This window comes from Streptomyces sp. NPDC020917 (assembly GCF_044333795.1).
In the GTDB taxonomy this organism is placed as follows: Bacteria; Actinomycetota; Actinomycetes; order Streptomycetales; family Streptomycetaceae; genus Actinacidiphila.
Genome location: NZ_JBIRRR010000030.1, coordinates 60,097 through 73,274 on the forward strand (window position 1 = coordinate 60,097; position 13,178 = coordinate 73,274).

Here is a 13,178-nt window from a genome sequence, read left to right on the forward strand (position 1 = left end):
GCCCGACCGCCGGGACCGGACGGCGACATCCGCCCGGCCCCCAGGTGAAGGACGAAGCCGACACGCGCTGACGGCTGCCGCACGAGACGAGGACGTGGGTGCTCAAGACTGCCCGCAAGCAGGACAAGGACCCCGAGGGGCGGATGCCCCTCGCCGACCACCTGCGTGAACTGCGCAACCGGCTGTTCAAGTCGGTGCTGGCGATCATCGTTGTCACGATCGTGGCGGCGTTCTTCTACAAGCACATCATCGAGCTGCTGCAGCACCGCATCCCCGGCAACGTCCGCTGTGTGAACGGCGCCACGCACCAGCACGACAGCGCGCCCTGCGCGCAGATGACCGTCAACGGCCTGCTCGGTGGTTTCTCCATCGCGCTGAAGGTCTCGCTGATGGCCGGCATCGTCGTGTCCTCGCCGGTCTGGCTGTACCAGCTGTGGGCGTTCCTCGCGCCCGGCCTGCACCGCAACGAGAAGCGCTACACCCTGGGCTTCGTCAGCGCGGGCGTGCCGCTGTTCCTCGCGGGTGGCGCGCTGGCGTACGAGATCCTGCCGCAGACCGCCCGGATCATGATCGGCTTCGTGCCGAACGACACCACCAACCTGCTGGCCCTGGACGACTTCCTGGACCTGGTGGTCCGGATGATCGTCGTCTTCGGCCTCGCCTTCGAGCTGCCCCTGGTGCTGGTGCTGCTCAACTTCACCGGCGTGGTCACCGGCCGCCGGATGCTCGGCTGGTGGCGCGGCATGGTCATAGGGATCACCGTGTTCTCCGCGGTCGCCACCCCCACCGGCGACCCGCTGACGATGTGCCTGCTGGCCGCGCCGATCGTGGCGCTGTACTTCATGGCGATGGGCATCTGCTTCTTCAACGACTCCCGCCGGGCCCGCCGCCGTGCCGCCGACCCGGACTTCGGTCTCGACCCGGACGAGGCGTCGAGCCTCCACCACATCCCGGAGCAGGTCCAGTCCGAGCCGGTCGACGACGACGAGGACGGCAGCGGCAGCCGCCGCGGCGGCGACGGCTACGACGACGCCACCTGATCCAGCGCCGGGCGGCCGGACCGGCCGTTCCCGGCCCTGAACCCGGTGATCGGGCCCGTCGAGGACTCCTCGGCGGGCCCGATCCGGGATAGGGTCCGCCCGTGACCAGCAAGATCACCCTCTTCGTCAATCCCCGCGCGGGCCGCGGCCGCGGTGCGCAGGCCGCCCGCCCGGCCGCCCAGGCCCTGCGCGACGCCGGATACGCCGTGCAGACCGTCGTCGGCGACGACGCGGCGGACGCCCTGGACCGCGCCAGGAAGGCCGTCGACGGCGGCACCGGCGCGCTGGTGGCGGTCGGCGGTGACGGGATGGTGTCGCTGGCCCTGCAGGCGGTGGCCGGTACCGGCACCCCGCTGGGCGTGGTCGCCGCGGGCACCGGCAACGACTTCGCTCGGGTCGCGGGACTCCCGGTGCGCGCCCCCGCCGCGGCCGGCGCCGTGATCGCCGAGGCGCTGCAAGCCGGCCGCACCCGGGACCTGGACCTCGGCAGGCTCGGGGACCGCTGGTTCGGCACCGTGCTCGCCTCGGGCTTCGACTCCCGGGTCAACGACCGCGGCAACCGCATGAAGTGGCCGACCGGCCGGTTCAAGTACGACCTCGCGATGCTCGCCGAGCTGGCCGCGCTGCGCCCGATCCGCTACCGCGTGCAGTTCGACGACGCGCCCGAGCGGGAGATCGAGGCGACGCTGATAGCCGTCGGCAACGGCTCCTCCTACGGCGGCGGCATGCGGATCTGCGCCGACGCGGTGATGGACGACGGGCTCTTCGACGTGTGCGTCGTCGGGCCGTGCAGCCGCAGCACGCTGCTCCGGGTCTTCCCGCGGGTCTACCGCGGCACCCACCCCAGCCACCCGGTGGTCACCGTGCACCGCGCCGCGCGGGTGCGGCTCGCTGCCGAGGGCATCACCGGGTACGCCGACGGTGAGCCGGTCGGGCCGCTGCCGCTGGTCGCCGAGACGGTGCCCGCGGCCGTCCGCCTGCTGATCTGAGCAGATAAGATCACGCGCCGTGTCGGTGCCGCCGGGTAGGCTCGTGGACGAGATGACCGAAGAGATGTCGCCCGCCGAGCGTTTCGCGGCCAGCCGCCGCCGCGCCGCCGAGAACGCCACCGCGCTCGCCCGGTTCCGCGAGCTGTACGAGTTCGAACTCGACCCGTTCCAGATAGAGGCCTGCCAGGCGCTGGAGGGCGGCAGCGGCGTCCTGGTCGCCGCGCCCACCGGCTCCGGCAAGACCATCGTGGGGGAGTTCGCCGTCCACCTCGCGCTTGCCGAAGGCCGCAAGTGCTTCTACACCACGCCGATCAAGGCTCTGTCCAACCAGAAGTACAACGACCTCGCCAAGCGCTACGGCGCCGACAAGGTCGGCCTGCTCACCGGTGACAACAGCGTCAACGGCGACGCACCGGTGATCGTGATGACCACCGAGGTGCTGCGGAACATGCTCTACGCGGGTTCCGCCGCCCTCGACGGCCTGGGCTACGTGGTCATGGACGAGGTGCACTACCTGTCCGACCGGTTCCGCGGTGCCGTGTGGGAAGAGGTGATCATCCACCTCCCGCAGTCCGTGACGCTGGTGTCGCTCTCCGCGACCGTGTCCAACGCGGAGGAGTTCGGCGACTGGCTGGACACCGTCCGCGGCGACACCCAGGTGATCGTCTCCGAGCACCGGCCCGTCCCGCTGTGGCAGCACGTCCTGGCCGGGCGGCGGATGTACGACCTGTTCGAGGAGAAGTCCGGGCCCGGCGGCGCCCGGGGCCGCCGCGAGGTCAACGCCGACCTCGAACGGCTGGCCCGGATGGAGAACCAGCGGCCGTTCACCGGGCGCGGCCGCCGCGGCCGCGAGGCCGACCGGGAACGCGAGCGCCGCGCCCGCAGCCGGGTGTGGACGCCCAGCAGGGCCGAGGTGATCGACCGGCTCGACGCCGAGGGCCTGCTGCCCGCGATCACCTTCATCTTCAGCCGGGCCGGCTGCGAGGCGGCCGTCCAGCAGTGCCTGCACGCCGGCCTGCGGCTGAACAACGACGAGGCCCGCGCCCGGGTGCGCGCCCTGGTCGAGGAGCGCACCCGCGCCATCCCCGACGAGGACCTGCACGTCCTGGGCTACTTCGAGTTCCTGGAGGGCCTGGAGCGCGGCGTCGCCGCCCACCACGCCGGGATGCTGCCGACGTTCAAGGAGATCGTCGAGGAGCTGTTCACCAAGGGACTGGTCAAGGCGGTCTTCGCCACCGAGACGCTGGCGCTGGGCATCAACATGCCCGCCCGGTCGGTGGTGCTGGAGAAGCTCGTCAAGTGGAACGGCGAGATGCACGCCGACATCACCCCCGGCGAGTACACCCAGCTCACCGGGCGGGCCGGACGCCGCGGTATCGACGTCGAGGGCCACGCGGTGGTGCTGTGGCAGCGCGGCTTCGACCCGGCGGCCGTCGCGGGCCTGGCCGGCACCCGCACCTATCCGCTGCGGTCGTCGTTCAAGCCGTCGTACAACATGGCGGTGAACCTGGTCGGCCAGTTCGGGCGGCACCGCTCGCGCGAGCTGCTGGAGACCTCCTTCGCGCAGTTCCAGGCCGACCGCTCGGTGGTCGGCATCTCCAAGCAGGTGCAGCGCAACGAGGAGGGACTCGAGGGCTACCGGGAGGCGATGACCTGCCACCTCGGCGACTTCCTCGAATACATGCGGCTGCGCCGCGACTTGAAGGACCGTGAGGCGGACCTCGCCCGCCAGGGCGCGGCGCAGCGCCGCGCGGCGGCCTCGGACGCGCTGGAGAAGCTCAAGCCGGGCGACATCATCCATGTGCCCGCGGGCAAGTACGCGGGGCTCGCGCTGGTGCTGGAGCCGGGCATCCCCGGCCGGGCGACCGGCGGGCACCACCCGCGCGGCGGCGAGTTCCACGACGGGCCGCGGCCCCTGGTGCTCACCGCCGAACGCCAGGTCAAGCGGCTCGCCCAGATCGACTTCCCGGTGCCGGTGGAGGCGCTGGACCGGATGCGCATCCCCAAGTCGTTCAACCCGCGCAGCCCGCAGTCCCGCCGGGACCTGGCGTCGGCGATGCGGTCCAAGGCCGGCACCGCCGGCTGGTCCGCGCCGTCCCGGCACCGCAAGCAGCGGTCCGCGGCCGCCGACGACACCGAGATCGCCCGGCTGCGCAGCGAGATCCGCGCGCACCCCTGCCACGGCTGCGAGGACCGCGAGGACCACGCCCGGTGGGCCGAGCGATACCAGCGGCTGCGCCGCGACACCCAGGGCCTGGAGCGCCGGATCGAGGGCCGCACCAACACCATCGCCCGCACCTTCGACCGGGTGTGCGCGGTCCTCACCGAACTCGGCTACCTGGAGGGCGACGTGGTCACCCCCGAGGGACGCCGGCTGGCCCGGCTCTACGGCGAACTCGACCTGCTGGCAAGCGAATGCCTGCGCGACGGCGTCTGGGACGCCCTCGGCCCGGCCGAACTCGCCGGCTGCGCCTCGGCGCTGGTGTACGAGTCGCGGCAGTCCGACGACGCGGTCGCGCCCAAACTGCCGTCCGGCAACGCCCGTACGGCACTCGGCGAGATGGTGCGGATCTGGGGCCGGCTGGACGCCCTGGAGGAGGACCACCGGATCAACCAGACCGAGGGTGTCGGCCAGCGCGAGCCGGACCTGGGCTTCGCCTGGGCCGCCTACCGCTGGGCGTCGGGGCACACGCTGGACGCGGTGCTCTCCGACGCCGACATGCCCGCGGGCGACTTCGTGCGGTGGTGCAAGCAACTCATCGACGTCCTCGGCCAGATCGGCAACGCGGCACCGGACAACAGCCCGGTGCGGCGCAATGCCCGCAAGGCGGTGGACGGGCTGCTGCGCGGCGTGGTGGCGTACTCCTCCGTCGGCTGACCGCCGGCTGCCCGGTGCTGACCGCCGCCTGCCGACCACTGAGCCGGGCGGCCGGCGGCGCGTCGGCGCTGCCGGCCGGGCCCGGGATCCGCGCGCTACTTGGTGGTGATCTTCGTGCAGGTCAGCGAGCCGTTCACGGTGACGCCGGGATCACCGGTGAGCGTGCCGATCTTGAGGTTCTGCACCGTCACCGTCCAGGTGCCGCCGCTCTTGTGGGCGTCCAGGCCCTGCACGTTGCCGTTCTGCGAGTAGGACTTGCGGTCCGCGGTGACCAGCGCGGCGAGCTTGTACGGCGCGGGGGCGGCGATGAAGGACGGCGCGGCCTTCCTCATGCCCGCGGGATCCAGGTCGGGGGCGGTGATCCCCATGAACCGGCCGCCGACCACCTCGCACCGGACGCCGCCGGTGAAGTCGGCGCTGCCGGTGGTGGCGCCCGTGTAGTCCAGGTGCCCGTCGACGTGCTTGGCCGGGGCGGTCGTCGTCGGCGCCGCCGACGGCGTGGCGGGCGGCGTGGTGGTCGCCTTGGCATCGCTGCTGCTCTTGTCCGACGACGAGCAGCCGCCGAGCGCGACGGCGACGGCGGCGGTGAGCACTGCGGTGGTGAACGTGGTGGTGGTGCGGCGCATGAGGGCCGTGTTCCTTTCCCCGTGGGTCGGCAACCCGCGACAGTCTACGGACCGCTCACGCACGGTCCGCAGCCGGTCACAACCACGCGGGTCTTTGGGGGAGTTGGCGGCCGTCTGGCCGGGCCCGTCCGGATCGCTCCGCGCGGTCAGGAGGAGACGAGGCCGTTGAGGGTGCCGAAGTCCAGGGCGTCGGTGAGGGTGGTGAACGTGCCCTGCTGCAGGATCTCCGCGGCGGCACGGTGGGCCGCGGTGTACGCGGACTGGGCCAGCGCGGTGCCGACGCTGACGCGGCGCACGCCGGCGGCGGCGAGTTCGGCGACCGTGGGGCCGCCGGGACCTGCCATCGCGTTGACCGGCAGCGGGGAGGCGGCGCACAGCGCCCGCAGGGCGTCGAGGTCCAGCAGTCCGGGCACGAACAGGCTGTCGGCCCCCGCTTCGGCGTAGGCGCGGGCCCGGGCGAGCACCGCGTCCATGCGGCCCTCGGGCTCGCCGATGCCGAAGAGGAACACGTCCGTGCGGGCGTTCACCACGAGGTCCGGCAGTCCCGCGGCAGCCGCCGCCTCGCGGGCCGCGGCGAGCCGGGCGGCCTGCTCGGCGACGTCGAACAGCGGCCCGCCCGGCGCCCGGGAGTCCTCCAGGTTGACGCCGACCGCGCCGACCGCCACCAGCGCGCGCACGGTCGCGGCCACGTCCTGAGGCGCCGGCCCGTAGCCGCCCTCCGCGTCGACGGTCACCGGCACGGGGACGGCGGCCACCACGCGCCCGGCCGCCGCGACCATCTCGTCGCGGCTGAGCTGCTGGCCGTCGCCGCGTCCTGCCGCCCACGAGACGCCGCCGCTCGTCGTGGCGATCGCGGACGCGCCGGCCGCCGCGATCACGGCGGCGCTTGCGGCGTCCCACGCGTTGGGCAGCAGGAGGACGCCTGCGCTGGTCAACTTCCGGAGCAGGCGGGCTTTTTCGAGAGTGGAGGTGGAGGGTTCTGCTTCGGTGGCAGGCATGGAACCGCTTTCGTTCAGGCCGCGGGGCTGTGGTGCCGTGGGGCGGGTACCGGGTGGGGCGGGCGCCCCGCCGTCCCCCGTGCCGGGGTCCTTCCCGGACGCGGCGGGTTGCCCGCGGCACCCATGCTTTCGGGATGGCGCGCGCCTCGGAATGGATTCAGCCCAGCTCGAATCCTCCCTCCCCGCACCTTCCCCTCCACCCGTCTCCAGGGGCACCCCTGGCCCTTGCGGGGCTTGTCCTGCCCCCTGGGCTGCGTCCCCGTCCAACGGTTCGCTGTGGCTGGTCGCGCAGTTCCCCGCGCCCCTTCGGGGTTCGGGCTGCCCGGGGGTGCTTTGCCGTCTGCGACGTGCATGGGTGGCTGGTCGCGGAGTTCCCCGCGCTCCTGGTGCATCGCCCCTGCGGGGCGGGGGTCGGGGGTGCCCCCGGGGGTGCTTTGCCGTCTGCGACGCGCATGGGTGGCTGGGCGCGCAGTTCCCCGCGCCCCTATGGGTGGACGCCGTCCGCATTCTTCCCGCAGACCGGGGGGCGGGCTGGGAGGGGACGGTGCGGGAGTGTCCCCGCAGGAACTGTGCATCCGCCCGGGCAACTTCGCGGAAAAAGGTGCACGCACAGTTCCGAGGAGATACTCCCGTGGCGGCCCCGACCCCACCCACCGAAGGTGCACCGCCAGGGGCGCGAGGTCCCCCAGCGCTTCGCCTGGGAGGTGCCCCCAGCGCGACCAGGCGGGACGAGACCCGCACACGGCAGAGCACACCCGGGGGCAGCCCGGACTCCGCAGGGGCGCGGGGAACTGCGCGAGCAGCCACGACGAGACCAGCACACGGCCGCGCGCAGCGCGAGGCAGCCCGGACGCCGGACACACGCCCACCCCGGAGGGGGGAGGCGGCCGTGGCGGACAGGGCCCCCGGAGCCGACCCCGTAGTCTCCGAAGCATGAGAGACAGCGATTTCGTGCGACGGGTCATCGGCATCCTCACCGAAGCCAAAGAGCTCCGGTCGCGCCTCGAGGAGGATCCGGACCGCGAGGACCTGTCGGCCCAGAACATGCGCGTGCTGCTCAACGAACTGGTGCCGGATCTCGCGCTGCCGGCCGAACTCACCCCGGCCCAGCTCTCCGAAGCACTGAGCGAGCAGCTCGGCCCGGTCTTCGAACGCATCGCGGGCGTCTTCTCGCTGCTCTTCCTGGCCCTCGCCGACGTCCACGACGCCGGCCGCACGGACGTGTCCTCCGCGGACGTCCTCCAGGACCTCGCCCTGCGCGCGGACGAGCTCTGGCCCGAAGACGAGGACGAGTGACGGGATGACGGGAGCCCGCTGAGCCCTCCGCCCCGCCACGCGGGAGCCGAGCCGCGAGAAACGCGATACATCGTGGTTGCCCACTCGCGTCATTCGCGATATGTTCGGTTACGGATATACGGCACCGAGTGTTCGAGGAGGCGAAGCCCGTGGCCCAGCGCCGCAAGCTCAGCAATCCCCTGGCCCTGGCGGTCATGGTGTTCCTCAACGAGCACCCGATGCACCCGTACGAGATCGCCCGGTTGCTGCGCCAGCGCGGCAAGGAGAACAGCATCAAGATCAACTACGGCTCCCTCTACACCGTCGTGCAGAACCTCGAGAAGCACGGCTTCGTCGAGGTCGCCGGCGTCCAGCGGCAGGGCAACCGGCCCGAGCGCACGCTGTACGGGCTGACCGGGTCCGGCCGGGTGGAGATGCACGACTGGCTCGCCGACCTGGTGGCCGTACCGGCCCGCGAGTACCCGTCGTTCGAGGCAGCGCTCTCGCTGATCGGCGCGCTGCACCCGGACGAGGTGACCGGGCTGCTGGAGGAGCGCGTGCGGGCCCTGGAGGTCCAGGCCGCAGCGCTGCGTGGCGTCCTGGAGCGCCTGGACACCGAGCTGCCCCGGCTGTTCGTGGTCGAGACCGAGTACCAGCTGCACATGATCGAGGCCGAGGCCGGCTGGGTGCGCTCGCTCCATCAGGAACTGGTCGACGGCACCCTGCCCGGCACCCCGGAGTGGCGCAGCTGGCACGAGACCGGCGAAGTCCCCGAGCGGTGGGCGAAGTTCGAGGACGAGTTCCGGGACGTCGACGCGTCGGAACTGCTGCAGGAGCAGGTCGACAAGGCCCAGGCCGAGGCCGGGGGACCGGTCAGGGGCTCCGGCAAGGACGGCGCGGACCGGTCCGCCTCGCACACCGACGGAGGGCGGGCGCGGCACGACAAGCACTGAACCGGGCCCGGGAAGGGGCCGGACGACACAACACCGGCGTCCGCTGCGGCAACAGCGGACGCCGGGACACCAACCAGCGACCGGGACACCCAAGGGTGGCGGGCGTCGGGCGATCGAGGTGCGGCACACCCACGATAACCCGGCTCCTCCCGCCGGCCTCTCCGGCCGGCCCGGCACGACCTCTCCACGGAGGAACGGGACCATGACCACATCAGCGCCCGCCGTCCAGGCGCGCGACCTGACCAAGACCTATCCCGGCGGTGTCCGGGCCCTCGCCGGCATGGAGATCACCGTCGCCCCCGGCACCGTCTTCGGCCTTCTCGGCCCGAACGGTGCCGGCAAGTCCACCACCGTCAAGATCCTCACCACCCTGGCCCGCCCGGACTCCGGCACCGCCCTGGTCGCCGGCCACGACGCGCTGCGCCACCCGGACCGGGTGCGCCGGGCCATCGGCGTCGTCGCCCAGCGCTCGGGCGCGGACCCGGTCGCCACCGGCCGGGAGAACCTGCTGCTGCAGGGCCGGCTCTACGGGCTGCGCGGCGCCGACCTGGCGCGGCGGGCCGACCAGCTGCTGGAGCGGTTCGACCTCGCCGAGGCCGGCGCCCGGCAGGTGAAGACGTACTCCGGCGGCATGCAGCGGCGCCTCGACGTCGCCCTCGGCCTGGTGCACCGCCCCCAGGTGCTGTTCCTGGACGAGCCGACCACCGGACTCGACCCCGAGGCGCGCACCGCCATGTGGGAGGAGATCGGCCGGCTGGCCGGCGACGAGGGACTGACCATCCTGCTCACCACCCACTACCTGGAGGAGGCCGACCGGCTGGCCGAGCGGATCGCGATCGTCGACCGCGGCCGGGTGGTCGCCGAGGGCACGCCCGACGAGCTGAAGGGCGAACTGCACGGCGACGCCGTGCACGTGGAGCTGCGCGAGGCGCCCGACGCCGTCGACGGCACCCTCATCCGCACCGCGCTCGGCGAGTTCGCCGGCGTCCGCGACGTGGTCCTGGACGGGCGGCGGCTGAGCGCCCGCGCCGACGACGGCCCGGCGGCCGTCCCGCACGTGCTCACCGCGCTGGAGCGGCAGGGTGCGGCGGTGGCGTCGGTCACCGTGGCCCGGCCCTCCCTCGACGACGTGTATCTGCGGTACGCGGGACGCCGGTTCGCCGAGGCGGACGCCGCCCCCGGCGGCACCGCCGCCGTCCCCGCCCCCGTCCCCGCGAGCACGTCCGGAGGTGCGCGATGAGCACGACCCTCAACCAGACCTGGTTCATGACGCAGCGTCAGCTGACCGCCATCCTGCGCCAGCCGGCGTACCTCGTGATCACCCTGATCCAGCCGGTGATCTGGCTGTTCCTGTTCGGCTCGCTGTTCCGGAAGGTGGTCGAGCTGCCGGGCTTCGGCGCCGGCTCCTACCTGGACTACCTGGTGCCCGGAGTGGTCGTGATGAGCGCGGTGTCGTCCAACATGTGGGCCGGCATGGGCACGTTGGAGGAGATCGAACGCGGCACCCTCAACCGCTTCCTCACCACGCCGGTGAGCCGGGCCGCGCTGATGAACGCCAACGTGGTGCAGCAGGGCATCAGTACCGCGATCCAGTCCGTGGTGATCGTGCTGCTCGGCAAGATCGGCGGGGCGGACTACCCGGGCGGGATCGGCGGGTTGCTGATCCTGGTCGTGGCCTCGATCGTGCTGGGCACCGTGTTCGGCGCCTGCTCCAACGCGCTCGGCATGCTCGTCAGGCAGCGGGAGAGCATCATCGGCATCAACACCTTCCTGCTCCTCCCGCTGACGTTCCTGTCCTCGGCGTTCATGGCGCCGGCCCTGATGCCGTCCTGGATGCGGCACATCGCCGACTTCAACCCGATCAACTGGGCCCTGGTGGCCGGCCGTTCGGCGATGTCCGCGGACCCGGACTGGGGTGACGTGCTCAGCCGCGGCGGTGCGCTGCTCGCCCTCGCGGCCGCCGCCGTCTGGCTGTCCACCCGCACCTTCCGCTCCTACCAGAAGTCCGTCTGACCGTCCGGCCCCCGCGTCCGGTCCCGCACCGCGACGCGCCGCCGGCCTCCGGGGCGATCCCGGTGGTCCGGCGGCGCGTCGGTGCGGGGACGGGGGTCTCAGGCGGCGGGGCGCCGGGCCAGGGCCCGGCGGATCTCGGTGTAGCCGGCGCCGTGCTCCGCGAGCACGTCGGCGACCACGCCCGGCGGGGTGGCCAGCGCCAGCAGCAGGTGCTGGTCCCCGATCTGCTTGTCCCCGTTCTCCGCGGCCTCGCGCAGCGCCCGCTCCAGCACCTTCTTGGCACCGTCGGAGAAGGCCCGGTACTCCGGTCGCCAGCGGTCCTTGGTGATGTCGCCCGCGGCCAGCGCGCCCTCGCCGTGCGCCCGTTCGGTGCGCTCCAGCACCTCCGAGACGTCGATGCCGAATCCGGCCAGCGCCTCCGCGTCGGTCTGCGACAGGCCGCCGCGCCGGGCCGCGTCGGCGAGCGCCTGCTCCACCGAGCCGCGGCGCTCGGTGAGCCCGAGTGTCGCCAGCGCGGCGCCGGCCGCGAGGTCCGGCCGGTCGAAGAGGGGGACAAGCAGGTCCTCGGCCCTGATGCCGGGGGCGCCGGCCTCCTCCGAGCGTTCCATGGCGGCCCGCAGCACGGAACGCGCGCTCCTGGTGAGCTTCTGGACCATCAATGCCTCCCGTGCTTCTTGTGCACTGCCTGCCTGCTGACTCCGAGGTCGTCGGCGATTTCCTGCCACGACCAGTTCTGGTTGCGTGCGTTGCGCACCTGCACGGACTCCAACTGGTCCAGGAGTCGCCGCAGTGCGGCCACGGCCCGCAGGCCGACCCGGGGATCGTTGTCGCCCGCCCGTGCGGCGAGATCGGTCGCTTCAGTCACATCTGTCAACTTACATTGACAGATGGAATCTGTCAACCAAGGTTTACATCGGCGCGCCGAACCAGGCACGCAGCGCCGCGCCCAGCCCCGTCGCGGCGTCCTCGCCCGCCGCCTCGCCGGCGGCCCAGGCCACCCGGCCGTCGGGGCGCAGCAGCAGCGCGGCCGCCTCGATCTGCGGCACCGGAGCGGACGCGGTCACCGCGACCCGCTCCGCCCACCCGGCTGCTTGCCCCGCGTACGCCCGCGACGGCGTGAAGTCCACCAGGACCCCCTTGCCGTCGTGCAGCAGCCCGGCCAGCGAGACCCCCTCCGCGGACAGCGGGACGTCGCCGAGCCGGCTGCCCTGGAGCGGGTGCACCGCCGCGTCGTCCTCCTGCTCCGGGTAGCGGATCGGGTAGGTCACGTCGAGACCGCCGGCCATGCGCACGAAGTACGCGTTGACCTCCTCGATCGTGAACAGCTCGGCGAGGATCTCGCGCAGCGGCTCCACCTTCGCCATCGGGTGCAGCAGGGCGAGCTGCGCCTGCGTGGTGCGGCAGGCCCGCTCGCCCACCGGGTGGCGCTCGGCGTGGTACGTGTCGAGCAGGCCCTCCGGCGCCCAGCCGCCCACGTGCGCGGCGAGCTTCCAGCCGAGGTTCACCGCGTCCTCGATGCCGGTGCTCAACGCCTGCCCGCCGAGCGGGAAGTGCACGTGCGCCGCGTCGCCGGCCAGGAACACCCGGCCGCTGCGGTACGCCGCCGCCTGGCGGGTCGGCGGGTTCCACCGGCCCAGCCAGCGGGCGGTGCCGCCGCCCAGCCCGGTACCGGAGATCCGTATCGCCGCCTCCTCCAGCTCGGCGGCGTCCACCGGCACGTCGTCGGCGACCGGCTCGACGCCGAACTCGCCGGTGGACACCCGCAGGACGTCCGGGCCGACCGGGGCGATGGTCAGAAAGCCGACGTCGGTCTGGTTGACGCCCAGCCGCCCGAAGATCGGGTCGCCCGGCTGCACCGCCCAGTCGCCGACGATGCCGCGGAAGTCGTTGTCGGTACCGGGGAAGTCGATGCCGGCCAGGGTGCGGACGGTGCTGTCGGCGCCGTCGCAGCCGACGACGAAGGACGCGGTGAGCGTCTCGGTGCCGTCCGCGGTGCGGATGACGACGCGCACGCCCGCGTCGTCCTGGTCCAGGGCCACCACCTCGGCGCCCCGCCGGATCCGCACGCCCAGCTTGGTGACCCGCTCCTCGAGCCGCCGTTCGAGCTGGGAGTGCGCGATCGCGAACGCGAACGCCCGGGTCTCCTTCAGCCGTGTCGGGTCGAGCCACATGTGCGCGAAGTGCGCCTGTGGGAAGGTGAACCCGTCGTCCTGGATCGCCTCCGTCAGGCCGCGCTGGCCGAGGAGTTCGACGACGGTCGCGTTGATGGCCATGCCGCGGGACTGGGTGCTCGGCTGGTCGCGCCGCTCGACCACGACGGTGTCCACCCCGGCGAGGCCGAGTTCGTGGGCGAGCATCAGCCCGACCGGGCCGCCGCCTGCGATGACTACGGGGTTGTTCATGAAA

General features: G+C 73.0%; 12 protein-coding genes. 7 read left to right on the forward strand and 5 right to left on the reverse strand.

Annotated elements, in window-relative coordinates; genetic code table 11:
* Positions 1-98: 98 nt before the first annotated feature.
* From tatC to ACH4TG_RS38700, 3 genes are all read left to right on the forward strand, one after another.
* The gene (gene tatC / locus ACH4TG_RS38690) at positions 99-1,040 is read left to right on the forward strand and encodes a twin-arginine translocase subunit TatC (protein ID WP_398247615.1); all 942 of its coding nucleotides are present in this window, start codon (positions 99-101) and stop codon (positions 1,038-1,040) included.
* Between the two features lie 101 nt (positions 1,041-1,141).
* Entirely contained in the window at positions 1,142-2,029 is an 888-nt protein-coding gene (locus ACH4TG_RS38695) for a diacylglycerol kinase (RefSeq protein ID WP_398247617.1), read from the forward strand.
* 52 nt (positions 2,030-2,081) lie between these two features.
* Positions 2,082-4,907 carry a DEAD/DEAH box helicase gene (locus tag ACH4TG_RS38700; RefSeq protein ID WP_398247619.1) on the forward strand — a complete coding sequence of 942 codons (2,826 nt, stop codon included), beginning with the start codon at positions 2,082-2,084 and terminating at the stop codon, positions 4,905-4,907.
* A gap of 95 nt (positions 4,908-5,002) precedes the next feature.
* Here ACH4TG_RS38700 and ACH4TG_RS38705 read toward each other — a convergent pair whose 3' ends face one another.
* Together ACH4TG_RS38705 and ACH4TG_RS38710 are read right to left on the reverse strand one after the other, a co-directional pair.
* The gene (locus ACH4TG_RS38705) at positions 5,003-5,533 is read right to left on the reverse strand and encodes a hypothetical protein (protein WP_398247621.1); all 531 of its coding nucleotides are present in this window, start codon (positions 5,531-5,533) and stop codon (positions 5,003-5,005) included.
* Positions 5,534-5,679: 146 nt separating this feature from the next.
* Positions 5,680-6,531 (reverse strand): isocitrate lyase/phosphoenolpyruvate mutase family protein, encoded by an 852-nt coding sequence (locus ACH4TG_RS38710; protein ID WP_398247623.1) that lies wholly within the window; start codon positions 6,529-6,531, stop codon positions 5,680-5,682.
* 933 nt (positions 6,532-7,464) lie between these two features.
* Between ACH4TG_RS38710 and ACH4TG_RS38715 the strand changes: the two genes are divergently transcribed.
* The 4 genes from ACH4TG_RS38715 to ACH4TG_RS38730 all read left to right on the forward strand — a co-directional run bounded on the left by ACH4TG_RS38715 (position 7,465) and on the right by ACH4TG_RS38730 (position 10,772).
* Entirely contained in the window at positions 7,465-7,827 is a 363-nt protein-coding gene (locus ACH4TG_RS38715; protein ID WP_398247625.1) for a hypothetical protein, read from the forward strand.
* A 149-nt stretch (positions 7,828-7,976) separates the two neighbouring features.
* Positions 7,977-8,759 (forward strand): PadR family transcriptional regulator, encoded by a 783-nt coding sequence (locus ACH4TG_RS38720; protein WP_398247627.1) that lies wholly within the window; start codon positions 7,977-7,979, stop codon positions 8,757-8,759.
* Between the two features lie 202 nt (positions 8,760-8,961).
* Positions 8,962-9,999: an ATP-binding cassette domain-containing protein gene (locus ACH4TG_RS38725; protein ID WP_398247629.1), complete on the forward strand. Its 1,038-nt coding sequence runs from the start codon at positions 8,962-8,964 to the stop codon at positions 9,997-9,999.
* Positions 9,996-10,772 carry an ABC transporter permease gene (locus ACH4TG_RS38730; protein ID WP_398247631.1) on the forward strand — a complete coding sequence of 259 codons (777 nt, stop codon included), beginning with the start codon at positions 9,996-9,998 and terminating at the stop codon, positions 10,770-10,772. Before ACH4TG_RS38725 ends, ACH4TG_RS38730 begins: the two co-directional genes overlap by 4 nt.
* A 98-nt stretch (positions 10,773-10,870) precedes the next feature.
* Here ACH4TG_RS38730 and ACH4TG_RS38735 read toward each other — a convergent pair whose 3' ends face one another.
* From ACH4TG_RS38735 to ACH4TG_RS38745, 3 genes are read right to left on the reverse strand one after another with little or no spacing between them, the layout of a single operon-like run.
* On the reverse strand, positions 10,871-11,428 hold the full coding sequence (locus ACH4TG_RS38735) for a Clp protease N-terminal domain-containing protein (RefSeq protein WP_398247633.1): 558 nt from the start codon (positions 11,426-11,428) through the stop codon (positions 10,871-10,873).
* On the reverse strand, positions 11,428-11,637 hold the full coding sequence (locus tag ACH4TG_RS38740; protein WP_398247635.1) for a helix-turn-helix domain-containing protein: 210 nt from the start codon (positions 11,635-11,637) through the stop codon (positions 11,428-11,430). Before ACH4TG_RS38740 ends, ACH4TG_RS38735 begins: the two co-directional genes overlap by 1 nt.
* Positions 11,638-11,680: 43 nt before the next feature.
* On the reverse strand, positions 11,681-13,174 hold the full coding sequence (locus ACH4TG_RS38745) for an FAD-dependent monooxygenase (RefSeq protein WP_398247637.1): 1,494 nt from the start codon (positions 13,172-13,174) through the stop codon (positions 11,681-11,683).
* Between the last annotated feature and the right edge of the window lie 4 nt (positions 13,175-13,178).